Origin of the sequence: Cupriavidus necator (assembly GCF_013141915.1) — a bacterium.
Taxonomy (GTDB): Bacteria; Pseudomonadota; Gammaproteobacteria; order Burkholderiales; family Burkholderiaceae; genus Cupriavidus; species Cupriavidus necator_B.
The window spans coordinates 13,494-36,504 of sequence record NZ_SROX01000031.1 but is presented as its reverse complement, the minus strand read 5'-3'; the positions used below and the strand labels follow the sequence as shown (position 1 = coordinate 36,504).

The window sequence follows — 23,011 nt, the reverse complement described above, 5'->3', positions numbered from 1 at the left end:
TGATTCGGCGTTGCACTGCCGCTCGGATAGAAGGTGCGCTCGATTTCCTCATCCGACAGCGCCACACCCTGCCGGTCGTTCGTATTTTCCTTGTCAGTCATAGCGAGCAAACTCCCCGAATAGTAGGTCAGCGGCCAAGCAGTACAGTTCGTGCCCTAGCGCCGGATCATCAAAGTAGCCAAGATGCTTTGTCTTGCGGTGGAACTGGATCTTCGCGCACCACTTGCCTTTGTAGCGATGAACACCTTTGAATCCGCTGGTATTCGTCTTCGGCTTCTTCACGTTGAAATTGTTTTGATGCAACGTGCACAGCCGAAGATTCTCTTTCCTGCAATCAAGGGGGTTCCCGTTGATGTGATCGACCATATATCCGTCGCCTGGCTTCAGCCCGAGGACCTGCCGGTGCATCGCTATGTATCTCCGCTTGCCATCCTTAGCAACGGATCTGCGCGGATACCCTTTGTAACAGAGGCTCCAGCGATGCATCGACAGAGCTGCGTAGTCCTCGTCGTCAACCAGGATCGCCTCGCCCTTTGCGGTCAGGATGGTCATTGGCATGGCGCATCCTTCGGCTCTTGCCGGTCAGCGTGCGCAGGCTCTGCGGGTGTCGATTCCAGAAGCTGCACAGCCTTCGCAATCAGCGCCTTACCGCCGATGCTGACACCGGACCAGTCGGTCCGCGCCAATGCGGCGGCGCACTTCTGCGCATCCGCTGCGGGCTGGGCCGGAGCCGCGCCACTCAACACATCGCGCGCTTGCCTGCGGGCCTCGTCCAATTCTTCGAGTGCCGGCTGTTGGCCGCCATCCATCATGGACAGGTATTGCTCCTGCGTGCGCAGTCTGCACAGAGCGTCGTTCGCGTTCTCCAGCCTGCGCAGAGCGGAAATGGCGGCGGGCGCTGCGGGCTGGGCGGCGAGCAGGGCGGCGCGAATCTTCGGCTCGGCTGCAATCGCCTTCACCACGGCGCGCAAGTGCCCCTTGATGGATGTCGAAGGCGTTTCATCCCATGTCCGGCAGGCCACTGTCATCATGTGGCTATGCAGGTCTTTCTGCTTCTTCTCCGTCATCGCCCCAGCCGCTGCGCCCGCCACCATATGGCGCGCATGCTCACTGTGGGCTGCGCGGCGGTTCCAGGCCTCAACGCTATCTGCCATGGCATTGCACTTCGGACATGCTGGGCCAGTAAGGCCGTCAGCCTGCATCCACTCGGCAGGGTCAATCTCATTGTGTCCGCAAAACGGGCATGGCTTCAGTTGCTCGCTCATCTCATCCTCGAATAAAAAGCCGCGCCGCCTGCCGGGTGGTAGAGCGTCGCGGAAACGCAGTCGTTAGCTGATCGTCAGACGGTCGCGCTTCACGATCCGGGCGCCAGGAACGTCCGTGCCGGCCTTGAGTGCCTTGCCGATTTCCGCCTTGCTCGGCTTGGGCTCGGGCGGCTTCGGCGTGGTCATGAATTGCGCCGGGATCTGCTTTTCGTCGTAGATCTCAACCGACGCATCGCGCTCTATGTAGAGCTTGGCCTTGAACGTGCCATCGTTGGCGGAGATCTCGGTAATGCCGGTGCGCTTCATGTTCATGGCGAGGTATTCGCGCAGACGCTCTTGCTTGCGCACGATTACCGCCTTGTGCGCTGCGATCTTCGCCTCATGGGCCTCGATAGCTACGATCTCAGCATCTCGATTCAGGATGTATGCGCAAACATTAGCGGCCTTGTCCTTCGTCGCATCCAGCGCGGCAACCAGATCGGGTGACAGTTCGCCAGTCTCGGCGTCGAATGCGTCTTCGCTGCTCAGCAGGCGCTCTACCTCGTCGGAGAGGGAGTACAGGCTCAGTGCGGTCATGATGTCTCCTTAGCCGGGCGCTAGGCCCGGCGCGTGTTCGTTAGAACGGGATGCTTTCGTCTGCGAAGTCGCTGTTGCCGCCGCCGTATTCCTGCTGGGCCGGCGCAGCCTTGCGATTCTTCAGCGGACGATCGGCCAGCAGCGCGACACGCGCAGCGAGTTGTTCCGGCTTCGTTTTGCCCGTCAGAATCTCCGCAGCCATCAGTTCCGTGCCGGCCTCGAACACGCCAACCAGCTTGGCCGTCCATGCCGTCTGGCCCGGATTCTTGCGGCTTTCTTCCTCGGTCTTCTGCAGCAGGAAGCCGATGGGCTTGCCGGCCAATTCCGGGAAGACGGTTGCCTGCTCGGTGTATTCCTGCTTGCTCTCGCGGTCCCAGCGCTTCACCTGGCCGGCAGCCGGCTTGATGTCGCGCAGCTTCAGGCAAGTCATCAGCGCCATCAGCAGGTCATAGCCAGAGAGCTTTTCGCCGTCAGCCTTCACGGTGTAGACGAACTGGCGCGTCTCGCGGCCATCGTTGGACTGCAGCGTCAGGGCAACGCCGCGGGTGCCGGTGGCGGCCTTGATGTCTTCGGCGCAGAGGATCTTGCCGACATACTTTCCAGTCTCCGACAGCCAGTTGCTGGTCTTGTCGGCTTGCATGGCGGATTGCTTGTCGAGGGTGTACATGTCTGATTTCCTTTCAGGCTGCTTGCTTGAGGTCGTAGTAAGCGGCAATCGCCGCATCCACCATGGCGAGGTCGTTCTCGATGTGGTCGGATTCGAAGAGGCCAAGCGGCGATTTCACCGTGTCTTGGCCGTTGTTCTTGGTGCTGAACGTGTATTCGCCGTTGACCACGCCAGTGCGTAGGACGATGGTCACAAGGCCTTCCATGACAATCTTTTCGTCCAGCAGCTTCCCGATGGTCTTGATCTTCGTTTTGCCGAAGTCATCGGTGCTGGTGTGGCTTAGGATGTAGACGCGCTTGTGATCCGGCAGCGAACTAGCCGCCATCAAGACGTCCCACGCATGGCGGGCGATTTCGTTGTACTTGGCGAAGGCGCTATTACCTTGCTCGTTGTCCGTCACCCGGCGCATGAACTCGTTTGCAAGGCAGTACTGGAAGTCATCGATCACGATGATTTCCTTGTCTGTGCGCTGCATGGCGGCAACGATGTGCGCGCTGTTGTCGGTCACGTAGACCGAGCCGCCCTGGCCCTTCACGACCGGCTTCCAGTTAGTGGAGCGGAAGGGGAGGGGCTTCTTCACTGCCTGGATCAGCAGTGTGTTGTTCGGGTCCAGGTTGCGCAGGCTGGTGCTCTTGCCCGTTCCACTCTCCCCGATGATCATGCATGCGATGCTCATGGTCTGATTCCTCGTTTGATTGGTTGAACTGGTCGCGGCGAGCCTCGTACCAGTCGATTGCTTCCTGCAGCTCGTATTGCTCTTGCTCGCCGCATTGCGCCCACCACATGAGCGCGCCCATGTCACGCCACCGGCGCGTCAGCCCATCCAGCCAGGCCCATCGCCAGCAGAATGAAGATGGTCATGAATGCGGTGGTGGCCACTGGATACTTGGCGTCGAGTCGCGAGAGCCAGTCGCCTTGCGGCTCGTACTGGCGCAGGTCGGTGTTCTTGTCGATCATTCCTCATCCCTCCACATTTGGTCATGCATACGAATCGCGCCGATAACGATCACAGCCAGCGCGCCGATGAAGTACATGGCAGCCAAGTAGCTCATCGCATCCCCAGTCGCGCATCCTCGCGCCGCATGTCCGCCGCATAGTCGCGGTCGTACTCGTCGTCAGCACCGCACACTTCGAGCGCCAGGGCTTCGATCTCGTCCTCGTCGTGCAGGTGCAGCACGTCCACGCCGCTATCGGTCAGCGCGTACACCTCGAAGCTGTCGCGCTCGCCGGGGTCGGACCATGACGGTCCGTAGCCCTTGTGGAAGACGCCGGTCACCTTGAGGGCGATACCGTCGATCTCGATGTCTAGCGTTTTCATGCTGATTGCTCCTTGGCTCTGGCGAGGACGTGACGCGCAATGGCCACCGATTCCTTTGCCATCGCTCGCGCGTCGTTGTCCCGGATGATCATGCAGGCCGCCTCCAGCATTCCCGCGCAATCCTTCAGCGCCTCCACCAGTTCCCGCTGCATGCACTCCTTCGCGCACACACGGGCGATTGCTTGCTCCTGCGCGCGGGTCACGCTGCCTCCTGCGCCGGGGAGTACTCGATGGCTTGCAACGACTGGATGCGCTCGTTGATCTCGGTGAGTCGCTTGGTGAACTCAGCGCGCAGCTTCTCGCGTTGCCCTTCTAGGGCGGCGATCTGCGCTAGGGTCGGATCGAAGCCGGCCGGAATCTCGGTGGCGATCTTGTGTTCGCATACCGGGAACCAGTCGCCGTTCGGTTCGAAATCGAAGAAGGTGAATTCCAGCTCGTCGTTCCAGTTGCGCCTGCCGTAGATGTGGCCCTTGATCTCGATGGTTTGCATTGCCTGCTCCCTGTTAGATTCGCTTCTTAGCCTTGGCCCGGACTTGCTGCTCTTGCGCTTTCCGTTCGCGCCGTTCTTCGGCGTTCAGGTTGTCGAAGATGCCCAGCACAAGCCGGCTGTAAGCAGCGCGCTCCAGCTTCTTGCGCGCCGCCTTCATGTCGATTACGCGGGTCACGCCGCCACCAGTCGGAAGCTGTGGGCGCCGTAGCCGTTGCGGGCTTGCCATTCCTTGCTGGCGCGGGCGGCCTTGCCGATGGAGATAACTGCGGCGGCGGACACCTTCAGCTTCTTGCCTTGGTAGACCTGGCGCAGCAGCTTCGAGGCGCAGATGACACCGACGTTGAACTCTTCCGCGAACTCGTTCTTGACCATGACGGCGCGGGTCAGGTTGGTTTTTCCGCAGCAATCGCAGACCGGGTAGTCGCTGGTGCCGCTTACCGTGAACTGTTGACCTTGCATTCGCTGCTCCCATCTGTTGTTTGCACCGGGCGGTGCGTTGATGGAATGCATAGTAGCGAATCGCTAAAGCCAAGGCAAGCTAAATGCGTGCGAATCGCTAAATTATTTTTCTAGCGATGAGATGGGCGCGTGGCGAGCGAACAACAAAAAGCCCACCGCGAAGGGTGGGCTGTGTGAGGCGAGAATTGCTTATGGATATGGGCGCGTGAACCGAACCGGCTGAGGCGGCGCTTGCTGCTCAATGACGATGGTCTGCGGCGGCGGCGCGTAGACCGGTCGGGACTGGTTCATGATAGCCACGCCGGCCCCCATCATGGCTGCGCTGGAGGCGCTATTGGCGCTTCTAGCGCTTTGCCGGGCCGCGTATATGTCGGCAAACTGCGAGCAGTTCTCTCCGCGCTCGGCCAGCTCCTTGATCCCTACGGATACGCTTGATGCGGGTGTGAATGGCGACGCCATCTTGTCGCAAATTTCGAAACTGCTTAGTTGCCTCGCCGCCTCTGGTGAGATGGCGCAGCCAGCCAAAGTAAGCGCGGCAATGGCAAGCGCAGGAACTGCCTTCATGGGACAAACCTCCCTCTCTCTAGAACCTCGACTTGATCTTCTTGCGCCTTACCGGGTGGGCCACGTAGTAGATCCACGTGATTTCCTCCGGCTTGAAGAACAGCGTTCCTGGCTCGCCATACGATCCAAGTTGAACCCCTTCTCCGCGCCGGACCAGTAGGCGCTTTAGCATCGTTTCGCCGGTTGCCAGCCTTACGAGGACATCATCCCCTAGGTCGACTTCTGTGCCTGGCTCCACAAAGGCGAAGTCACCAGGGTTGTAGACGGGGGCCATCGATGTGCCGATGACCGGGGTAAGGAAGGCGTACGGATCATCCGTCGCCAACACTGCGTACTCTTCTGTTGCGCCCACAAGGTAACCGCCGTCGGTCCAGATCCTCTCAGGAAGGCCACCATTGGCCCGCCCCACGACGTACACAGGACGCGCCGGGGCACTGCCTACCGGGATGCTTGTGGTAGGCAGCCGCTGGACATTGTAAGTGGATGTTTCAGACGGCCCATTAAGTTTCGTTTCAGTCTGATCTGAGCCGATCGATAGCTTGACTTTCGCCCCAGGCTGGGTTGCGTGGTCAACATCCATCCAACCACGCGTTTCGCCAATGGCGCGCTCGATCTTCCTGGCGGCCTCATCCCCCAAGCTCTTCGGCTTCCCGGTCTTGCTCTCAGGCTGCTTGTTCTTGATCTGGCTAAGGTAAGCCGCTGATAAACCAGCAGTTTCCGCCAGTCGTGTTGCCGTTCCCGCCCGCTTTATGGCCTCAATCAAGTTGAGGCGCCGTATCTCGTCAATGGTCTTCATGGGGCGCCATTCCATAGCAAAGCGCTAAACAAATAAATGTGCGAATCGCTATTGCCTTTCTTTTAGCGATTCGCTATAGTCAAGCCATGGATCTCAAAACATACCTATCCGGAAAGCGCGGACGGCTTGCAGCCCTAGCTAAAGCCATCAACGCACACGCCCCTGATCTTAGTCGATGGGCGAGTGGCGAACGTCCGGTTCCGATTCCGTTTGGCCGAGCGATCGAGGACGCAACAAACGGTCTTGTCACGCGCAAGGAAATGTTCAGTCAAGAAGTGGTTGAACGAGTCTGGCCGGAATTGGTTGACGCAGTGGAAAAGGTTCAGGCGATTGACGACGTGCAGCCCAAGGTTGCGCTGAGCAAGAAGCGGAAGAGCAAGAAGGCTTGATTTCATAAGGTCGCCCCCAGCGAGGGGGCGGTAAGAAGTGGCGATGACTAGATCATCGTTTTTTTGTGACGAATTAGCACGTGGAACACCACCGAGAACAGGTGGAACTTGTGTAGGGGAGCGAACAGATGCAACGCGAAATGCCGTTTTTCGAAGTCGTCGGAGAGCCGGAAATGGTTGCTGAGCAATTCATTGCTCGCCTGCGCAACGAGGCGGATGCAACGGTTCTTTGCTGGGCGAAACGCCGCGTGCGTTACAGCCTGAGCGATGCCGCTGCAATCCTCGGCATGCCGAAGTCGCACCTCTCCAACATCCTGAGCGGCAAGAAGTATCTGCCGTTCGACTTCCGCATCAAGTTCCAGGCCCTGTGCGGCAACTGGGCGATCCGCCAGTACGAAGACAGCATCTGCGGTTTCCGGTCGGTGGTCGAGACGCCGGAGCAGCGCCGCATCCGCGAGCTGGAATCGCAGATCGAAGCCATGAGGTCCGCAGCATGAGAACGGCAGTCGCTGAAACATCCCTGTACGCCTACCGCTCTCTGCCGGTGAAGGCCTACCTCCAAGCACGCGAGCAAGAGATTGTCGACCTGATGGCCGACATGGAGCGCAACACGGGCAAGCGGTTCTCTGTGACCCGCGAGCGCCTGTCTATCGCGCTAGCGAGGAAGGAATCAGGCATCTGCGGGCGCTGCAATTCTCTCGTTACCAAGGGCGTGCTCGTAGAAGCCGGCGAAGCCAAGACCGGCTCGGGCCGCTGGGCCAAGCTGCTCCGCCTAGCGGATGAGTGGAGCTCGCTGTAATGGCCGCCGAATGGATCAAGCTGCGCAGCGGACTCGACAATCTGCCGAAAGTCTGGCGCATCGCTAAAGCCGTAGATCTCGAGTCGGAGACCGTTGTGTTCCATCTCTACCGGCTTGCTGGCTGGTTTAAGCAGTACGGCAAGTACGGAAAGCTCAAGGCTGACCTTCGCACGGTCAATAGCTTCCTCCACGTCTCCGGGTTCGCCGAAGCCCTACGTGATGTTGACTGGCTGCGAGACCACGATGGCGTCCTGATGCTGAATGGCTTCTGCTCTGTTAGCGCCACCCGCAAGAGTCTTGGGAGAGAAGTGCGTCGCCGAATTCTTGAGGGCGCCTCCTGCGCTGCTTGTGGCGTGACGGAGGATCTTGTTGTCGATCACGTCGTGCCGGTTGTGCGCGGCGGCTCCTGCGAAGAGGAGAACCTCCAGGCGCTCTGCGATCCGTGCAACCGGGCGAAGGGCCGAAAAACCATGGAGGAATTTCTCCGTGGCCGACATGCGTAATAACCCAGTGGGTTTTGTTTGGGTATGCGAGACGAATCCCAAGACGGAAGCGACATGAAGTATTTCAGCAAGAACGTTGGCGACTTCGCTAGCTCGACCAGGCACCTGAGCCTGACCGAGCGTGGTGCGTACAACGATCTTATCGACTACTACTACGCCACCGAGAAGCCGCTCCCGGCCGAACTTGATGCGCTGTGCCGTATTGCCGGCGCCTTCTCGGATCTCGAGCGCCAGGCGGTGCACAAGGTCGCGGGAGAGTTCTTTGAGGCGGTAGACGGGAAGCTGTTCCAGTCGAAGATCGAAGACCAGATCGTCGCCTATCGGGAGCAGGCAGAGAAGAATCGGATGAATGGAAAGTCGGGTGGCCGCCCGCGTAAGCAGACGACAGAAAACCCAGTGGGTAACCCAGTGGGTTCGGTTTCGGATACCCAAAACATAACCCAAACGAAAGCTATCCAGTATCCAGTAACCAGTAACCATAAAGAAGAACAAACAACAAAGGCGCAAAAGCCGGCCAAGCCGTCTTTCGCCTTGCCGGATTGGATTCCCGCTGATGCGTGGGAAGACTTTGCCGCCATGCGCAAAGGCCAGCGCAAGCCGCTCACGGAAGCGGCGATGCGCCTGGCTGTCACCAAGCTGGACGAACTGCGCGCCCTAGGCAACGACCCAAGGGCTGTGCTCGAGCAATCGACCCTGAATGGCTGGCTTGGGCTGTTCCCGTTGAAGTCGGCGCGCGCTCAGCCTGCCGGCCCACGTAACGACCGGAGTGCCGCTGCGGCTGCGATCTTCGGTTTCCCGGATCTGCCGCAGAGGGAGGTGATCGATGTCTGACCAAATGGACGAAGTGCAGGTCAAGCGACTGTTCATGCTGCTGCACGGGATGTACGGCAACAAGGTGCTGGACGCCTACCGGATTGGCCAGGTGGATGCCAACGGTGAGGACATGGGGGTGGCAACTGCCCGCTCTGTCTGGTTGAACGGCCTGCGGGAGTTCGATCGCGGCGTCGTAATGGCAGCGCTGGCGAAGGTGACAGAGAGGAACAAGACCTGGCCGCCGACGCTGCCTGAGTTCCGCGAGGCGTGCAAGGCTGCAGCGCCGCGCAAATGGAATCCGCCGCAGAACGTGCCTCAGATCGAGATGAGCGCCACCTTGCGATCGGAGTACGTGCAGCGCAGCCGAGACGCTATCGCCAAGAGTCGCGCGAAACGCGCTGGCGCCATGGAGGTTAGCGACGGACTCCCCGGCTTGTGCGCGCTGATCGCTGCGGCTGTAGGCCACGCCGGAGGCGATGAGATAGCGGCGCTGAGGCGACTGGACGAGGCATACGCGAGGAAAGCGTGACCTGGCGCGCCATTACCCGGTACGCCATCCGCTCCGGCCCTTGGACGATCACCAAGGCGTATGTGCAAGGGGCCGCGACTTACATGCTGTGGCGCGAGGACAAGGTAGTAGGCGGGCCGTACAAGACGGCGGAAGAGGCGAAGGAGAGGGCGAAATGACGGTAAAGCAACCAATCAAACAGAGGGTGTTGGAACAACTCCTGACCGGGGAGCCGATCCGCTGCAAGGCATTCGCGGCAAAGCACCACGCTGCCGCTTCGCATGTGGTGCAGACCCTGTTGGCGTTGCATGTGCTGAAGATGGTCGAGCGCGTCGAGACGGTCGGCGGTGTGGGTGGGCACAGCGTCGCCTATCACCCATCGGACATGACCGCGATCCGGAAGGAACTGGCGCGCGTTAAGAACGGCGTCGCTGCGGATCCGGTCGACTTCACCGGCCTGCTGCAAGCGTGGGGCATGAAGCTGGCTGATATTGCGCTGCCGACCTTCCGGCACGAGCTGCGCGGGGAGTGGGCGTAATGGCTGGCAACAAGAAGCCGCGCAAACGGCACGACCCCAACAAGATGGCAAAGCTGATCGTCGCCAGGACCATGGCGCATGTCAAGGCCAGCCCGATCACCGATGCCGAGGCAGCGCCACTGGAAACGGCGGTTCTGTCCGGTCTGGAAGAGATGCGCAAGGGCACGGCCACGCCGGACGAATGGAACAGCGTAGCGCGAGGCATCAATCACGCCTGGACCCTTGCTCAGCATGGGATTGGCGCGGAAGCGCTGCCCACTATCGCTGAAGCTGAGGTCGGCATGAAGCGCGCAGAGGCCCGGTACAAGGCAACCGGCCGCCTCGTTCTGGACGGCGAAGGGCTGAACGCAGTCCGCCTGGCGCTGGAACTGTGGGGCCAGCAGCTCCGCATGAGCACGGTTGGGGAGGCTGACAAGGCTACCCGCTTGGTTGAGCGCGAGTACTGGAGGAAAGCGGCATGAGCGAATGGCGACCCCTCACCCAGCCGCCGCAGACGGTCGGACTCGTGCGCTACAGCGACGAATCCCGCCAGATCGAGTTCATGGCCCAGTGGGATGGCAGGCAGTTCCGACACGCATCCGGACTACTGATCGGCATGGCAATCGCACCAATGAAGGGCGATGTTTGGAAAACCGTGGAGGAATCACATGTACTGGGCTAACCAAATGATCGCCGGCTGGCTGTCGCTTGTGTTCTGGCATCACCCCGAGCCGGATTACTGGAAGCTGGCGTTCGAGCAAACCATGCGCAGCGACGTGCTGCCCAACATTGCGGGGATCTGACATGTACAGGATCGTGATTCTACTGAGCGCCATCGGTCTTTGCATCGTCTGGGCACTCGCCGGCCTGCTCCTCCTGCCGCTTGCCATAGCCGGATGGGCGGTGAAGACGCTGCAGCGCGGGTTGCGGTGGGTGCAAACGTGGGGCGGTGCATGAGCAGCCCGACGGCACGCAGCAAGGAGTATCTGGAAGGCCGCGGCTATCTGGTGGCCGTGGTCGAGAAGTGGAACCCGCACGCAAGGATCAGGCAAGACCTGTTCGGCTTTATCGACCTGCTAGCAGTGAAGGAGGGCGAGACGCTGGGCGTGCAGACCACGAGCCGCAGCAACATGAGTTCTCGGGCCCGGAAGATCGCAGACCACGAGAACACGCCGGCAGTGCGGCAGGCTGGCTGGAAATTGGAGATCCACGGCTGGGCGAAAGACACGCGCGGTCGGTGGGGTGTGAAGGTGCAGGACGTTAGCTAACCAAGGAGAAATCTATGCGAACCATCAACGATCACGTCATCAATCCGGCAAACGACAAACTGACCATCGCGGTCACGGACGAACCGGGCGCTGGCGGCGCGAATCACCGCTACGAGATCAGCGGCATGAAATTGGGCGCCAATCCCAGCGGCGGAAAGCTGCACAGGATGTGGCAGCAGGCTAAGGAATACTTCGCCGGCTCGGCACGTCACAGCGAACTGACGATGGCGTATCAGGATCGCCTGGACAGGGTGGACACCGTGACGGTGCTATTCCAAAACGGCCCGATCCCCGAGGTGGGCGTCAATGGCATCACGCAGGAAGTGCTGCTGGCCATCGTTGCCGATCGCTTGCGCTCGTTCCAGGCTGGCCCGTTTGCCTGTCGCGAGAATGCACTGGCGCTGACGAAGATCGAGGAAGCCCAGCACTGGCTGCAGCAGCGCACCATCGCCCGTATGCGCCGAGGTGTCGAGGGTACGCACCAAGTCTAGGGGGCCAGCATGACCAAGACCAAGAGAACCGTGTGCCCCAGCCCCGCCTACAGGGAATATCGGCCCGATCAGGCAACGCGCCTAGCAGCCGAGCGCGCAGCCCGAGTGCAACCGCCGCTGTTCACGCTGGCGAGCAATGTGCCGGCCTATACGAAGGATGCGAAATGAGCAAGCAAAGGGAAGGGTTTGAGGCGTGGCTGGTGGGGTCGAAGCGAGGGTATCGGGATGAGAAGCATGGAGTGTGCTCTTACGATCCCGGCGCCCTTCATCGCTATTGGGAAGCCTGGCAAGCATCGCGCGCGGCTGCGCTGGAAGAGGCGGCGGGGATTTGCGACGAAAGGAGTATGTTTTTCAGCGGCTCGGATGATGCGGCAATGTTCAACGCAGAAGCCTGCGCCGACGCCATTCGCGCACTCAAGGAACAATCATGAGCCCATGGATCCGATGCATGCACTGCAGCAGTGACCAGCACCGGACGGACGAATGTCCGTGGAATCGGGTGAGGATCGCGCGATGAGCGAGAAGCGAGTGACGAACAGCAGGGTCATGTTCAACCGACCGGAGAATGACCTTGTACGGAAATGGTGCGAAGTGGCGGCGGCCAATGGCGGTACGTTCAGCGTGAGGCAGGAGTTCTCCAGCGCCCAGTGGTGGACGCACTACACCATTGAGTGGCCCGACAACCTGAGCGTTCCGGATGCGGGGGCGGTATGAGCAAACAGATCTACCGCTTGGTCCACCGTCAAGCCAGAGCCGGCGCACAACTGGCGATCACGAACGCTCCGGATGGCTGGATCGTTACCGTGGCCGAGCCGACGCGCACGCTGGAGCAGAACGCCAAGTTGTGGCCCATGCTGACGGACGTGTCGCGCCAGGTGGACTGGTATGGACAGCGCCTGACCCCGGAGGAATGGAAGGACGTGTTCTCGGCCGCGCTGAAGGCTCAGAAGGTCGTGCCGGGGCTGAATGGCGGCTTCGTGGTGTGCGGCCAGTCGACCAGCAAGATGGGCAAGCGCGAGTTCTCAGATCTGCTGGAGGTGATGTTTGCCTTCGGGGCCGACAAGGGCGTGCAGTGGTCGGAGCCGGTGCCGGCGTGGGGGCAGGCGGCATGAGCAGGATCCGCAAGAGCGCCCGCGACAAGGAGTGCCAGGTGCGCATTCCAGGCGTCTGCACCTTCGACCCGGCGACGACCATCTGGAGCCACTACCGCGGCGAGGCAGGCGGCAAGGGTGGCGCGATCAAGTCGGACGACATCTGCGGCGCCTATGCCTGCACTGCCTGCGATGCGGTCTATGACGGTCAGCGGCCCCGGCCGGCAGGGATGACGAAGGAAGAGGTCGATTTGGACTGGCTGACCGGGCATATCCGCTCGATCAGGATTCTTGCGAGGGAGGGGTTGATATGACATGGGTCTTGGTTCTGTACATCTACGCCGGCATGCTGGCCAAGGGCGACAGCGTGACGATTTCCAACATTACGGGCTTCACGACAGATGCGTCTTGTGCCGCGGCTGGTAACAAGAGCAAAGAGTTGGTTGGCGGCTCAGCCAAAGAGGCGCGGTTCGTCTGCGTGGCGGTGAAGTGATGCCCTGGTACTACTGGTGGGACATTGCGCTGCGCATCGTGTGGGGTGGCGGGAAACGGAAACGGGATAAGGGGAGGGAGGAATGATCGGAGCTTTCATAGGTATCGCAACGGCTGCTGCTCATGCTGCCGAGGCGCGACGCATTGCCGATGAGCGCAGACGTCAGGCGTATGGGCGCTATGAGCGCGAGGCCCAAGAATGGGCCGACTCGCAGGCCGGTGTGATCGACATTCCCGCAGAGGATGTGCGCGTGATTGATGATGTGAAACTCATCGGGGGCGGGGAATGACGCAAGACGAGTCAGCACAAATCGAAGATCTGCTTCTGACCTGGTACGCCTGGCAGCAGCGGGAATCCTTCCGGGAAGTCCGCGGCATGTGGTACCCGGCTCAGGACCAGACGTGCAAGCAGTACCGGTCGGGCGATGCCTGGGCCGCTGAGAATGACCAGTACGAGGCTGACGAGACAAAGCTGGAAGACCTCCAATCCGAGATCATCCAGCTTTGCATTGACAGCCTGACGGTCGAGCAGCGGGCAGCCATCCAGATCAGCATGTGCAACAAGACCGGGCCGGCAGTGTGGCGCTCCAACCGGGTCGAGGACCAGCACCGGGAGTATCAGGCGGCGAAGCTGGCATTGCTTCCTGCCCTACGTTCGAGGGGGATGATCAAGGCGGAGCTGGCGGCGTGAAGAAAGGGCTTGTAAACCGCGAAAGTCTGTTCTAAGATACCCGCAGAGAGCCCGCGCCCTGAGAAATCAGGCGCGGGCTTTGTCGTTTCTCCCGCAGTTGCTTCATCGCTTGTCTCCCGTTGCCTTCACCGGCATTCGCGCCTCGCCCTAACCGGCGGGGCGTTTTTATTTACGCAGTCCCATCCTGAGTGCACCCAGCGGTCCGCTCCCCCGGCATCCATCCACTCCAGCCGCTACCGGGTGCACCCAGGATTGGATTGACACAACACAAATAGGAACCATATGGCGCGCGACAAGAAAGCCGCCGCGTCAGAGGGTAAGCCTGGCGGGCGCGAAACGCTCTATCAGGAGCAATACGCCGAGCAGGCATACAAGCTGTGCCTGCTGGGTGCGACGGACAAGGAGTTGGCTGACTTCTTCGGGGTGGTCGAGAAGACCATCTACAACTGGAAGGATGCGCAACCCGAGTTTTTACAGTCCATCACACGAGGCAAGATGATGGCTGACGCCCAAGTGGCCGAAAGCCTGTTCAAGCGCGCGCTGGGCTACTCGCACCCTGCCGTCAAGATCATGACGGTCAACGGTGCTGTGGTGCATGAGGACTACACCGAGCATTACCCGCCTGACACGCCGGCCGCCTCACTGTGGCTGCGCAACCGTCAGCCAGAGAAGTGGCGCGACAAGGTGCAGCAGGAATTGACCGGCAAGGATGGCGAAAACCTGTTCGCGGGCATCAAGGTCACGTTCGTCAAGCCGGAATGATTGACGCGCAGTTTCCCGTCGCTCTGGCGCATCTGTTCGATACGGATCTGCGCTACAAGGGCGCGATGGGTGGCCGTGGGTCGGGCAAGTCGTGGGGATTCGCCCGCGCGCTGCTGATCCAAGGCGCCGAGAAGCCTTTGCGCATTGGCTGCTTCCGCGAGGTGCAGAAGTCCATCAAGGACTCTGTGCACAAGCTGCTGGCCGACCAGATCCAGTCGCTGGGCCTGAGCGGGTTCTATGAGGTGCTGGAGACAGTCATTCGTGGCAAGAACGGGACGGAATTCCTGTTCGCCGGCCTGTCGTCGCACACGGTGGACTCGATCAAGTCGTACGAGGGCTTGGACCGCGCATGGTGCGAGGAAGCGCACGCGATCAGCAAGAAGTCGTGGGACGTGCTGATCCCGACCATCCGCAAGCCGGGCTCGGAAATCTGGCTCTCGTTCAACCCTGAACTAGAGACGGACGAGACGTATCAGCGGTTCATCGTGAACCCGCCGCCGCGGTGCAAGGTCGTGCTGATGAATTACCACGACAACCCGTGGTTCAGCGCCGAACTGGAAGCCGAGCGCCTGCACTGCCAGGCTACGGCGCCGAAGGACTACGACAACATCTGGCTCGGCAAGTGCAAGCCGGCTGTGTCGGGTGCGATCTACTACGACGAGGTTGCGGCGGCGGAAGAGGCAAAGCGCATCACGAATGTGCCGTATGACCCGCTGCTGAAGGTGCATGTCATCTTCGACTTGGGGTGGAATGACGCGATGGCCATCAGCCTAGTGCAGCGCGGCGTGGCTGACCTGCGGGTGATCGAGTACATCGAGGACTCGCACAAGACGCTGGATCACTATTCGGCCGAGCTGAAGAAACGAAACCTGAACTGGGGCAAGGTCTATCTGCCGCACGATGGGCGCAACAAGGACTTCAAGACCGGCAAGAGCGCCGAGGAAATCATGCGCGCGCTCGGCTGGGACGTGGCGATTACGCCAAACATGAGCGTGGAAGATGGTATCCGGATGACCCGGATGACCTTCCCCCGCATGTACTTCGACAAGACCAAGTGCGAGCGGCTGATTCAGTGCGCCAAGCGGTATCGGCGTGCGATCAATCAGCAGACGCAGGAGCCCATGGGGCCGCTGCACGACGAATGGAGCCACGGCGCGGACAACCTGCGCTATGTGGCGGTGAACGCCGAGCATTTCAGTAACGAGGATTGGGCGAACTCCGCGCCGATCACTGCTAACCAGTCTGACCAGGACGGGCTCTATTTCTGATGGACGAAAACACAGCATCGACAGCCTACGCCGAGCCGCTGGCTATCTGGCTTACCGGGCGCCTCAAGGACTGGGAGCAGTCGCGCCAGCCGCAAGAGGTCAAGATGCTGGAGTGCTATCAGGACGTCATGCGCATCTCGCGCGACGGTGACACGGTCGGCACTGGCGCAGCGAAGGCCCGCAAGGCCAAATCGCTGTTCATCGGTTCGACCCGCAACAAGGTCCGGTCGTCGCGCGCAAAGATCAATGATGCGCTGTTCGGCAACGGCCAGATGCCGTTCGACACCGAGCCGACAAACGAGGCGCTGGCCCCGTTCGCTGATGCGGTCGAGGAAATCATCACCGAGCAGTTGCGCCGCGGCAAGTTCAAGGAGACGATCCAAGGCGGCGTGGACATGCTGGCGACCTACGGCACCGGCTTCCTGTTCGGCCCGTTCGTCAAGAAGGACAAGCTGACCCAGACCAGCGTGGATGAGGTCGGCCAACTGGTTGAGCAGGAATTCGAGTTCGATCTGCCGTACTTCGAGATGGGCAACACGCTGGACGTGTACCCGGACCCTGATGCGAAGGATGCGCAGGACGGCGGCGGCCTGTTCTGGGTCTCGCACCTGTCGCCGCATACCGTGGCAGCCTGGGCGAAAGACCCGAGCTACCAGAACATCACCGACGCGCTGAAGTGCACGACCACCCAGCGCGATGAGACCGGTACGGACCAGGCCGAGCAGATGCGCGGCAACATCTCGTACTGGAACAAGGGCGGCCGGATCAAGGTGGCTCGCTACTTTGGCCTTGTTCCGAAGAGCCAGTTGAGTGGCGAAACGCCTACCGCGGTCGAGTTGACCGAAGAGTTCGTTGACGCCGTCATCATTATGGCCGGTGGCGTGGTGGTCAAAAAGTCCGAGTCGCCGTACAAGAAGCGCCCCGCTTACCGCTCGGTCTATGAGGCCGTGGCCAATGAGATGTGGGGCGTGGGCGTGGCTGAGAATAACTCGCCGCACCAGAAGACCGTCAACGCCGCCTTCCGCCTGTTCATGGAAGGCAAGGGCATGGCGCTGCTGGGTACCAAGTCCGTGGACCGCTCCAAGTTCATGCCGACCGAGGATTTCGTCAAGTATCCCGGCAAGGTGTACCAGTTCCGCCCGGGCTTGACGCCGGACGAGCGCAAGACCGCCATTCAGGAGCACGTCGAGCCCGACATCACGAACGGCTGGCTGGACGTGATCAAGGTGTCCGAGGACTTCTCCGACAACGACACCGGCATCACGAAGTACACGCAGGGCAACGACGCCAGCAACCTGAACAAGACCGCCACCGGCATCTCGATGATCATGAACGCATCGAGCCTGCCGACGAAGGAGGTCTTGCAGCACATCGACTCGCAGTGGATCGAGTGTGCCGTTGAGGCCATCATCGACTGGGATCTGAAGTATCTGGACGTCGAAACCGTCCGCATGCTGCACGGCGACAAGATTGCGCAAGCCTGGGCGCAGGTGAAGCAGTTCGGCAAGACGTCCTTCATGAACTGGAAGGCGACCGGCGCGCAGACCTTCGTGCAGAAAGAAGTGCTGACGCAGAAGCTGCAAAACTTCATGGGCATGGTCATGAGCAGCCCGGTCACGGCGCAGCTTGTGGACCCGCGCGAACTGCTGTCGCAGGTGTGGGACGCCATGGAGATCGGCAAGGAAAGCCCGATCCGCAAGGAAGAGGGCGATCCGAAGGCCCAGGCTGCGCAGATGCAGCAGCACATCCAGCAGTTGGAGGCCCAGTTGCAGACGCTGGGCGACGAGTACAACAAGATGGACGCCGACCGCGACGGCGAGGCGGAACAGCGCCTGATCGATCGCTACAAGGCGGAGACGGAGCGCCTGAAGCTGCTGATGCCGTCCTTTGGCCCCGAGACGGTCAAGGCGGTGGCGGCGCAATTCGGCGTGCAGGTGCTGGACTCGCCCGACATCTATCCCGGATCTGCGCCAGGCGAACCGCCAGCAATGCCAGCCCCCGAGTACCCAGAAACCCCGCCTAGTGCGGGGTTTTCCGCTTCTGAGGGCAATGAATGACTGAGGACGACGTCAAGGCACGCATCGCCCATATCTCGTCGCTGATCGACTCCATGCGCGCTTGCTGGCCCGGCCTTGTGGCTGAACTCAAGGCGCGCGAGTCGGACCTGATCACGCAACTGATCGCGCAAGACAACCCCGAGACCCGAGGTCGCATCAAGCAGCTTCGGGATGTGATTGACCTGCCCTCATTGCTCCGCTCTGAGCAGGATGGGCTAACCGCTGGACTAGCCGAGTGATCGGCCCCGGCAATTCTTGGACTATCGGCGCAAGCCGACCCGTGGAGCGTTGAATGTCTGAAGCTACGCAAGAAAAGAGTTACGACGAGTTGTACCAGGAAGCCGCGGCGGCGCTGGAGGCCGGCCAACCGATCCCGAGCGCGGAAGTGCCCAAGGAGCCGGAGCAGCCGACTACCCCCGAACAACTGCGCGACGAGGCAGGGCGCTTTGCCAAGGCGGAAACGCCTGAGGCGACGCCGGCCGAACCCGAGCAAAAGCCCGCTGAACCTGACCCGCTGGAGGATCTGCGCAAGAAGTACGAGGCCCAAGAGAAAGCGTTGAAAGACACGCAGCGTTGGGCACACGAACTGAATGCGCGGCTCAAGAAGCAGGACGAAGACCGCCGCCGCGTTGAGTTTGAGGCTGCCAAGCCCCAGGCCCTGCGCGACAACCCTGAACTCGAACAAGCGATTAGGTACGCCGTGGCGGCCCCGCATGTCGAGCAGGAGCAGGCGCAATCGAATCAGGCGGATACCTGGAATCGTGTCGTGCTCGGAGCGCACCCTGACCTTCCGACGCTGCAAGCCAGCGACAAGGAGATGTGGGATGCCGCCTTCCAGGCGTTCGAAGCGCTGCCATCCAAGGGGAACGACCCTGTTGAGGCAGTCCGCGCGCTGACGGAGGTCAAGCTCCAGTTTGCGCAATCCCGCGCCGCCGCGGCTGCCGAGAAGGCGGCCCAGGCGCTTGCCAAGCAACAGACCGAGAAGCGCGCCATGTCCGTGCCGGGTTCTGGTGGGGCGGTTCAACCCGCTCCCACCGACCCGCAGGCGGAGATGACGCGCCGCATGCAAACCATGTCGGATGAAGACTTCCAGAAGGAAGTCAACCGCGTAATGGGCTCTGCCCGATAGGAATTGAACCATGGCAACGACCACTCTCACCCAAGTCCCACCGGGGGTACAGGCGTTCTACGACCGGAACCTGCTGACCCGCGCTGTCCCGGCTGACATCCACGGCCGATTCGGCCAGACCCGAACCATTCCCACGAATGGCGGCAATCAGATCAAGTTCCGCCGCTACTCGGCGCTGACCCCGGCTACCACGCCGCTGACCGAAGGCGTGACGCCGGCCGGCTCCAGCCTGGCCGTGACCGACATCACCGCCACCCTGGCGCAGTACGGCGACTTCGTGACGCTGTCGGACATGGTCGACCTGACCAACCAGGACAGCGTGCTGACCGAGGCCGGCAAGGTGCTGGGCGAGCAGGCCGGCACGACCGTGGACCAGATCCGCCGTGACGTGCTGGTCGCTGGCACCAACGTGTTCTACGCCAACGGCGCCGCCCGCGCTTCGGTGAATACCGCGATGTCGGCTGCGCTGCTGAAGACGGCCATCCGCTTCCTGAAGCGCCAGAACGCCAAGTTCATCCGCGAGATGATCAAGGGCTCGACCGGCATCGCCACCCAGCCGATCCGCCCGGCCTACGTCGGCCTGATCCACCCGGACACCGAGGCCGTGCTGGAAGGCATCACCGGCTATATCCCGGTGACGAACTACTCGGCGCAGATGGATGTGATGGAAAACGAGTGCGGCTCATTCCAGAACATTCGCTTCGTGGTGTCGACCAACGGCAAGGTGTTCGCTGACGCCGGCGCCGCCAAGGGCACCATGATCTCGACCACTGGCACCAACGCCGACGTGTACGCGACGCTGATCGTGGCTGCTGACGCTTACGGTGTGTGCCCGCTGGCCGGCAACGCGATGAAGAACATCATCAAGGCGCTCGGCTCGGCTGGCTCGGCTGACCCACTGGATCAGCGTGCGTCCTCGGGCTGGAAGGCCACGACCACCACGAAGATCCTCAATGACGCATGGCTCTGCCGCCTGGAGCATGCGAACACCGACACCCTGTCGTAATCCCTGAGCCCGCTTCGGCGGGTTCTTCTCCCACTGGCCCGCCTCGTGCGGGTCTTTTGCTTTTCTAAGGCTGAGACATGGCGAAAGACACCGGCAAGAAGTTCAAGGTCACGATTCACTCGTCCGAGGACGACGACAGCGATGTGCTGCTCGGCGTGAATGGCGACCTGATCCAGATCAAGCGAAACATGGAAGTGGTCATTGGCGAGGCGCATCTCGAAGCGCTGAAGAACGCCAAGATCGAGACGTTCCTGAAAGACCCGGACACCGGCAAGGAGCGCCCGATCACGATCATGCGTTACCCGTTCTCCGCCGTTGAGGCTTGAGCATGGAATTCGCTGAGCAGCCAATTGTTGAGTTCGCCCTGCGCAAGTGCGGCGTCGTCGGTACGGGCCAGACGGCTAGCCCCGAGGACTACGCGACCGCGAAAGAGGTCTATGACTCGCTGCTCGCAAGCCTGCCGCTGATGGGCGCCTCGCTCTCGGATGTGTCGCCGTCTGCTGGCTACACGACCTGGGTGCTTGATGACTCCCAGAAGGCGGTATGGGCCTATGGCTTTGGCTACATGGTCGCGGCGGAGTGCTGCGATGACTTCAGCGTGCCGCCCGCCAAGGCGACAACGATCCTGCAGCGCGCGTCCGCGTTCCGCGAGTTGTTGATCCAGTACGCGCCGGACAAAGGCCCGATCAATTTCACGGTGGACAACGGCTGATGGACATCAAACACGGCGACTGGTTTGAGGTCGGCGGCCAGGTATTCGGGCCGGATGGCGCGGCGTTCGACTTCACCGGCTACGGCATTGCGGCGCAGATCCGCGACCGCCGCGGCCTGCTGGTCAAGGAATTAACTGCCACGTGGATGGATGCGACGCAAGGCCTGTATTCGCTCGTCGGCGGAAATAGCGACGAGTGGTCGACCACGGAGCGCCGCCTATCGTATGACGTCCAACTGACCGATCTGACGGGCCGGCGCACGTCCACGCGTACCGAGTTCCTAAATATCGTCCGGGACATCACCCAATAATGGCCCGCTTCCCGCTCACGACAGGCGCCTACACCGCGCGCAGCCTAATCGCGGCGGCGCAGCGCCAGGTGAACCTCTACGCCGAGGCCAATCCGTCCGATTCGCCGGTGCCGTTCACCTACTACGGCACGCCGGGCAAGGCGGTCTGGAGCACGATCCCGGGCGCTGGCCCGGTGCGCTGTCTCTATACCGCGATGAATGGCGTGCTGTTCGGCGTGCGCGGCGCAAAGGTCTACCGCTATGCGTCGGGATGGGTGGAAGCTGGCACGCTGGTGACGACGTATGGCCCGGTCATCGCCTCGGACAATGGCATCCATGCCGTTTTCGTGGATGGCACGACGACCGCGCCGACCGTGAAGCTGTCTGACTTCACCATCGGGCAGATGGCTGGTGACGGTTGGTATGGCGCGGAGTTCGTCGCCTTCGTGGATGGCCGGTTGATCTTCAATCGGCCTGGCACGCAGCAGTGGTACTGGACTGGGTTGTATGCGCTGACGCTCGACCCGCTGGATTTCGCCTCGGCTGAAGGCGTGCCGGATGAGTTGGTTTCGCTGCTGGTTGATCACCGCGAAATCTGGCTGTTCGGGGCGCGCTCGACGGAGAAGTTCTATTCATCTGGCGGCTCGGATTCGCCCTTTGCGCGCCTAAATGGCGTGTTCATCGAGCAGGGCATTGCCGCGAAGTACTCGGCCGCGAGCATCAACAACGCGATTGTGTGGCTCGGCGCCAACGATCAGGGCGGCGGCATCGTGTGGATGTCGGGTGGCGGTGATCCGCAGCGCATCAGCACGCACGCGATGGAAGAGGAACTGCGCACCTATGCGCGCACCGACGACGCCTTTTCCTTCGTGTACCAGCAGGCTGGGCACGCCTTCTACGTGCTGTCGTTTCCCACTGCCGGCAAGACGTGGGCATTCGACGCCGCGGTCGGCCAGTGGCATGAGCGCGCCTATCGTGACTCACTCAACAACCTGACGCGCGACCGGGCGAACTGCCACGCCTACTACGGCGGCATGAACCTGGTGGGTGATCACGAAGACGGGCGTGTCTACAAGCTGGACCTGGATGCGACGTCAGACGATGGCGCCGAAATCCTGCGCATGAAGGACTTCCCGCACTCGGTGCAGGCCGATGGCTTCCGCATGTTCTACCAGCGCTTTCGCCTCGATGCGGAGATGGCGGTAGGCAATCCCACAGAGCCTGACCCCCAGGTGTGGCTGCAATGGTCGGATGACGGCGGCCATACGTGGTCGAGCACGCTGATCCGCAGCCTCGGCAAGATTGGAGAGTTCAAGCGCCGCGCCGAGTGGCAGCGCCTTGGCTCGGGCTATGACCGCATCTGGCGCCTGGCAACGACTGCCAAGGCGAAGATCGCCATGCAAGGCGCATGGGTTGACGCACAGCCGGGGACCGCATGAGCGCGCTGACTGTCCCATGGCGCGAGCCGATCATTGACCGCAACGGCAACCTGACGCCGTCTTGGGTCATCTTCTACAACGAGTTGCTGGCGCGTGTCGGCGGCTCTGGCACGACGCCGGACCTGTCGCAGATCATCACGCTGATCGAGCAGGCCACGCAGGTGATCGAGTTCCAGGCATTCGTGCCGCAGGACGCCGGCATTCAGCAAGCGATGCGCAAGATCGCTGAGCTTGAGGCGTTGATTCCGCAGCAGCCCGACCTGAACCCGATCCGTCGAAAATTGGAAGAACTGGAGGGGATGATCCTCGACATCCCCGCGCCGTATCGCCCGCCGACTGTGGAGGCGTGGATCGCGCCGACTCTGCTGAATTCGTGGGTGAACTTCGGTGGTGGCTTCAACAACGCCGGCTACTACAAGGATCTGAGCGGCGTCGTGCATCTGCGCGGCATGGTCAAGAGCGGGGTGATTGGCAACGCCGTATTCAACCTGCCAGCCGGCTACCGGCCCGCCAACGAGGAACTGTTTGTTGCGATCAGCAATGGTGCGCTCGGTCGCGTCGACATCTATCCGTCCGGCGATGTTGGCGCAACCAGCGGCTCCAATTCCTGGCTCTCTCTCGATGGCATGACCTTCCGCGCCGCATAAGGAA

44 protein-coding genes are annotated in these 23,011 nt (G+C 61.4%); 31 read left to right on the top strand and 13 right to left on the bottom strand.

Annotated features, from left to right (window positions below; all coding sequences use genetic code 11):
- Positions 1-93: 93 nt before the first annotated feature.
- The 13 genes from E5S69_RS31570 to E5S69_RS31510 all read right to left on the bottom strand — a co-directional run bounded on the left by E5S69_RS31570 (position 94) and on the right by E5S69_RS31510 (position 6,135).
- Positions 94-558, bottom strand: coding sequence for an HNH endonuclease (locus E5S69_RS31570; RefSeq protein WP_171518246.1), 465 nt, complete (start codon positions 556-558; stop codon positions 94-96).
- Positions 549-1,265: a hypothetical protein gene (locus E5S69_RS31565; RefSeq protein ID WP_171518245.1), complete on the bottom strand. Its 717-nt coding sequence runs from the start codon at positions 1,263-1,265 to the stop codon at positions 549-551. The genes E5S69_RS31570 and E5S69_RS31565 overlap by 10 nt, the downstream gene beginning before the upstream one ends.
- Before the next feature lie 63 nt (positions 1,266-1,328).
- Positions 1,329-1,841 carry a siphovirus Gp157 family protein gene (locus tag E5S69_RS31560; protein ID WP_171518244.1) on the bottom strand — a complete coding sequence of 171 codons (513 nt, stop codon included), beginning with the start codon at positions 1,839-1,841 and terminating at the stop codon, positions 1,329-1,331.
- Positions 1,842-1,881: 40 nt separating this feature from the next.
- Positions 1,882-2,508: a hypothetical protein gene (locus E5S69_RS31555; protein ID WP_171518243.1), complete on the bottom strand. Its 627-nt coding sequence runs from the start codon at positions 2,506-2,508 to the stop codon at positions 1,882-1,884.
- Positions 2,509-2,521: 13 nt separating this feature from the next.
- Entirely contained in the window at positions 2,522-3,184 is a 663-nt protein-coding gene (locus E5S69_RS31550) for an AAA family ATPase (RefSeq protein ID WP_171518242.1), read from the bottom strand.
- Between the two features lie 122 nt (positions 3,185-3,306).
- Entirely contained in the window at positions 3,307-3,465 is a 159-nt protein-coding gene (locus tag E5S69_RS31545) for a hypothetical protein (protein ID WP_171518241.1), read from the bottom strand.
- 91 nt (positions 3,466-3,556) lie between these two features.
- On the bottom strand, positions 3,557-3,826 hold the full coding sequence (locus E5S69_RS31540; RefSeq protein WP_171518240.1) for a hypothetical protein: 270 nt from the start codon (positions 3,824-3,826) through the stop codon (positions 3,557-3,559).
- On the bottom strand, positions 3,823-4,029 hold the full coding sequence (locus E5S69_RS31535; protein ID WP_171518239.1) for a hypothetical protein: 207 nt from the start codon (positions 4,027-4,029) through the stop codon (positions 3,823-3,825). Before E5S69_RS31535 ends, E5S69_RS31540 begins: the two co-directional genes overlap by 4 nt.
- A complete protein-coding gene (locus E5S69_RS31530) occupies positions 4,026-4,316 on the bottom strand; it encodes a hypothetical protein (protein ID WP_171518238.1) in 291 nt (96 codons plus the stop codon). Before E5S69_RS31530 ends, E5S69_RS31535 begins: the two co-directional genes overlap by 4 nt.
- Positions 4,317-4,329: 13 nt before the next feature.
- The gene (locus E5S69_RS31525; protein WP_171518237.1) at positions 4,330-4,491 is read right to left on the bottom strand and encodes a hypothetical protein; all 162 of its coding nucleotides are present in this window, start codon (positions 4,489-4,491) and stop codon (positions 4,330-4,332) included.
- Positions 4,488-4,826 (bottom strand): hypothetical protein, encoded by a 339-nt coding sequence (locus E5S69_RS31520; RefSeq protein WP_236901495.1) that lies wholly within the window; start codon positions 4,824-4,826, stop codon positions 4,488-4,490. The genes E5S69_RS31525 and E5S69_RS31520 overlap by 4 nt, the downstream gene beginning before the upstream one ends.
- Positions 4,827-4,964: 138 nt before the next feature.
- Complete coding sequence (locus E5S69_RS31515) at positions 4,965-5,339, bottom strand: hypothetical protein (protein WP_171518236.1); 375 nt, start codon at positions 5,337-5,339, stop codon at positions 4,965-4,967.
- Positions 5,340-5,358: 19 nt separating this feature from the next.
- The gene (locus E5S69_RS31510; protein WP_171518235.1) at positions 5,359-6,135 is read right to left on the bottom strand and encodes a helix-turn-helix transcriptional regulator; all 777 of its coding nucleotides are present in this window, start codon (positions 6,133-6,135) and stop codon (positions 5,359-5,361) included.
- Positions 6,136-6,173: 38 nt separating this feature from the next.
- Between E5S69_RS31510 and E5S69_RS31505 the strand changes: the two genes are divergently transcribed.
- The 31 genes from E5S69_RS31505 to E5S69_RS31360 all read left to right on the top strand — a co-directional run bounded on the left by E5S69_RS31505 (position 6,174) and on the right by E5S69_RS31360 (position 23,007).
- Entirely contained in the window at positions 6,174-6,524 is a 351-nt protein-coding gene (locus E5S69_RS31505) for a YdaS family helix-turn-helix protein (RefSeq protein ID WP_336510627.1), read from the top strand.
- Between the two features lie 128 nt (positions 6,525-6,652).
- Positions 6,653-7,021 (top strand): hypothetical protein, encoded by a 369-nt coding sequence (locus E5S69_RS31500; RefSeq protein WP_171518234.1) that lies wholly within the window; start codon positions 6,653-6,655, stop codon positions 7,019-7,021.
- Positions 7,018-7,323, top strand: coding sequence for a hypothetical protein (locus E5S69_RS31495; protein ID WP_171518233.1), 306 nt, complete (start codon positions 7,018-7,020; stop codon positions 7,321-7,323). Before E5S69_RS31500 ends, E5S69_RS31495 begins: the two co-directional genes overlap by 4 nt.
- Positions 7,323-7,826, top strand: coding sequence for an HNH endonuclease (locus tag E5S69_RS32215; RefSeq protein WP_216621514.1), 504 nt, complete (start codon positions 7,323-7,325; stop codon positions 7,824-7,826). The genes E5S69_RS31495 and E5S69_RS32215 overlap by 1 nt, the downstream gene beginning before the upstream one ends.
- Before the next feature lie 54 nt (positions 7,827-7,880).
- Positions 7,881-8,657, top strand: coding sequence for a YdaU family protein (locus E5S69_RS31485; RefSeq protein WP_171518232.1), 777 nt, complete (start codon positions 7,881-7,883; stop codon positions 8,655-8,657).
- The gene (locus E5S69_RS31480; RefSeq protein ID WP_171518231.1) at positions 8,650-9,168 is read left to right on the top strand and encodes a hypothetical protein; all 519 of its coding nucleotides are present in this window, start codon (positions 8,650-8,652) and stop codon (positions 9,166-9,168) included. Before E5S69_RS31485 ends, E5S69_RS31480 begins: the two co-directional genes overlap by 8 nt.
- Before the next feature lie 154 nt (positions 9,169-9,322).
- Positions 9,323-9,685, top strand: coding sequence for a hypothetical protein (locus E5S69_RS31475; protein WP_171518230.1), 363 nt, complete (start codon positions 9,323-9,325; stop codon positions 9,683-9,685).
- Positions 9,685-10,146 carry a hypothetical protein gene (locus E5S69_RS31470; protein WP_171518229.1) on the top strand — a complete coding sequence of 154 codons (462 nt, stop codon included), beginning with the start codon at positions 9,685-9,687 and terminating at the stop codon, positions 10,144-10,146. Before E5S69_RS31475 ends, E5S69_RS31470 begins: the two co-directional genes overlap by 1 nt.
- Positions 10,143-10,346: a hypothetical protein gene (locus tag E5S69_RS31465; protein ID WP_171518228.1), complete on the top strand. Its 204-nt coding sequence runs from the start codon at positions 10,143-10,145 to the stop codon at positions 10,344-10,346. The genes E5S69_RS31470 and E5S69_RS31465 overlap by 4 nt, the downstream gene beginning before the upstream one ends.
- Positions 10,333-10,467, top strand: a complete 135-nt coding sequence (locus E5S69_RS32740) for a hypothetical protein (RefSeq protein WP_272871755.1) — start codon at positions 10,333-10,335, stop codon at positions 10,465-10,467. The genes E5S69_RS31465 and E5S69_RS32740 overlap by 14 nt, the downstream gene beginning before the upstream one ends.
- 150 nt (positions 10,468-10,617) lie before the next feature.
- Positions 10,618-10,932 (top strand): hypothetical protein, encoded by a 315-nt coding sequence (locus E5S69_RS31460; RefSeq protein WP_171518227.1) that lies wholly within the window; start codon positions 10,618-10,620, stop codon positions 10,930-10,932.
- A 14-nt stretch (positions 10,933-10,946) separates the two neighbouring features.
- Positions 10,947-11,423, top strand: a complete 477-nt coding sequence (locus tag E5S69_RS31455; protein WP_171518226.1) for a hypothetical protein — start codon at positions 10,947-10,949, stop codon at positions 11,421-11,423.
- A gap of 9 nt (positions 11,424-11,432) precedes the next feature.
- Entirely contained in the window at positions 11,433-11,591 is a 159-nt protein-coding gene (locus E5S69_RS31450) for a hypothetical protein (RefSeq protein ID WP_171518225.1), read from the top strand.
- Positions 11,588-11,854, top strand: coding sequence for a hypothetical protein (locus E5S69_RS31445; protein ID WP_171518224.1), 267 nt, complete (start codon positions 11,588-11,590; stop codon positions 11,852-11,854). The genes E5S69_RS31450 and E5S69_RS31445 overlap by 4 nt, the downstream gene beginning before the upstream one ends.
- Before the next feature lie 82 nt (positions 11,855-11,936).
- Entirely contained in the window at positions 11,937-12,137 is a 201-nt protein-coding gene (locus E5S69_RS31440; RefSeq protein ID WP_171518223.1) for a hypothetical protein, read from the top strand.
- Positions 12,134-12,535, top strand: coding sequence for a recombination protein NinB (locus E5S69_RS31435; RefSeq protein WP_171518222.1), 402 nt, complete (start codon positions 12,134-12,136; stop codon positions 12,533-12,535). Before E5S69_RS31440 ends, E5S69_RS31435 begins: the two co-directional genes overlap by 4 nt.
- Positions 12,532-12,828 carry a nuclease domain-containing protein gene (locus E5S69_RS31430; RefSeq protein WP_171518221.1) on the top strand — a complete coding sequence of 99 codons (297 nt, stop codon included), beginning with the start codon at positions 12,532-12,534 and terminating at the stop codon, positions 12,826-12,828. Before E5S69_RS31435 ends, E5S69_RS31430 begins: the two co-directional genes overlap by 4 nt.
- Complete coding sequence (locus E5S69_RS31425) at positions 12,825-13,007, top strand: hypothetical protein (protein ID WP_171518220.1); 183 nt, start codon at positions 12,825-12,827, stop codon at positions 13,005-13,007. The genes E5S69_RS31430 and E5S69_RS31425 overlap by 4 nt, the downstream gene beginning before the upstream one ends.
- 82 nt (positions 13,008-13,089) lie before the next feature.
- Positions 13,090-13,296: a hypothetical protein gene (locus E5S69_RS31420; protein ID WP_171518219.1), complete on the top strand. Its 207-nt coding sequence runs from the start codon at positions 13,090-13,092 to the stop codon at positions 13,294-13,296.
- Positions 13,293-13,697 (top strand): hypothetical protein, encoded by a 405-nt coding sequence (locus E5S69_RS31415; RefSeq protein WP_171518218.1) that lies wholly within the window; start codon positions 13,293-13,295, stop codon positions 13,695-13,697. The genes E5S69_RS31420 and E5S69_RS31415 overlap by 4 nt, the downstream gene beginning before the upstream one ends.
- Positions 13,698-13,979: 282 nt before the next feature.
- Positions 13,980-14,459: a helix-turn-helix domain-containing protein gene (locus E5S69_RS31410; protein ID WP_171518217.1), complete on the top strand. Its 480-nt coding sequence runs from the start codon at positions 13,980-13,982 to the stop codon at positions 14,457-14,459.
- Complete coding sequence (locus E5S69_RS31405; RefSeq protein ID WP_216621513.1) at positions 14,456-15,727, top strand: PBSX family phage terminase large subunit; 1,272 nt, start codon at positions 14,456-14,458, stop codon at positions 15,725-15,727. The genes E5S69_RS31410 and E5S69_RS31405 overlap by 4 nt, the downstream gene beginning before the upstream one ends.
- Positions 15,727-17,784: a portal protein gene (locus E5S69_RS31400; RefSeq protein WP_171518216.1), complete on the top strand. Its 2,058-nt coding sequence runs from the start codon at positions 15,727-15,729 to the stop codon at positions 17,782-17,784. The genes E5S69_RS31405 and E5S69_RS31400 overlap by 1 nt, the downstream gene beginning before the upstream one ends.
- On the top strand, positions 17,781-18,023 hold the full coding sequence (locus tag E5S69_RS31395; RefSeq protein ID WP_171518215.1) for a hypothetical protein: 243 nt from the start codon (positions 17,781-17,783) through the stop codon (positions 18,021-18,023). Before E5S69_RS31400 ends, E5S69_RS31395 begins: the two co-directional genes overlap by 4 nt.
- 53 nt (positions 18,024-18,076) lie before the next feature.
- Positions 18,077-18,913, top strand: a complete 837-nt coding sequence (locus E5S69_RS31390) for a hypothetical protein (protein WP_171518214.1) — start codon at positions 18,077-18,079, stop codon at positions 18,911-18,913.
- A 10-nt stretch (positions 18,914-18,923) separates the two neighbouring features.
- On the top strand, positions 18,924-19,919 hold the full coding sequence (locus E5S69_RS31385; protein WP_171518213.1) for a N4-gp56 family major capsid protein: 996 nt from the start codon (positions 18,924-18,926) through the stop codon (positions 19,917-19,919).
- Between the two features lie 77 nt (positions 19,920-19,996).
- Entirely contained in the window at positions 19,997-20,245 is a 249-nt protein-coding gene (locus E5S69_RS31380; RefSeq protein ID WP_171518212.1) for a hypothetical protein, read from the top strand.
- A gap of 2 nt (positions 20,246-20,247) precedes the next feature.
- Positions 20,248-20,631 (top strand): hypothetical protein, encoded by a 384-nt coding sequence (locus E5S69_RS31375; protein WP_171518211.1) that lies wholly within the window; start codon positions 20,248-20,250, stop codon positions 20,629-20,631.
- Positions 20,631-20,942 carry a hypothetical protein gene (locus E5S69_RS31370; protein WP_171518210.1) on the top strand — a complete coding sequence of 104 codons (312 nt, stop codon included), beginning with the start codon at positions 20,631-20,633 and terminating at the stop codon, positions 20,940-20,942. The genes E5S69_RS31375 and E5S69_RS31370 overlap by 1 nt, the downstream gene beginning before the upstream one ends.
- Positions 20,942-22,360, top strand: a complete 1,419-nt coding sequence (locus E5S69_RS31365) for a packaged DNA stabilization protein (RefSeq protein WP_171518209.1) — start codon at positions 20,942-20,944, stop codon at positions 22,358-22,360. The genes E5S69_RS31370 and E5S69_RS31365 overlap by 1 nt, the downstream gene beginning before the upstream one ends.
- Positions 22,357-23,007: a hypothetical protein gene (locus tag E5S69_RS31360; RefSeq protein ID WP_171518208.1), complete on the top strand. Its 651-nt coding sequence runs from the start codon at positions 22,357-22,359 to the stop codon at positions 23,005-23,007. The genes E5S69_RS31365 and E5S69_RS31360 overlap by 4 nt, the downstream gene beginning before the upstream one ends.
- Positions 23,008-23,011: the final 4 nt, after the last annotated feature.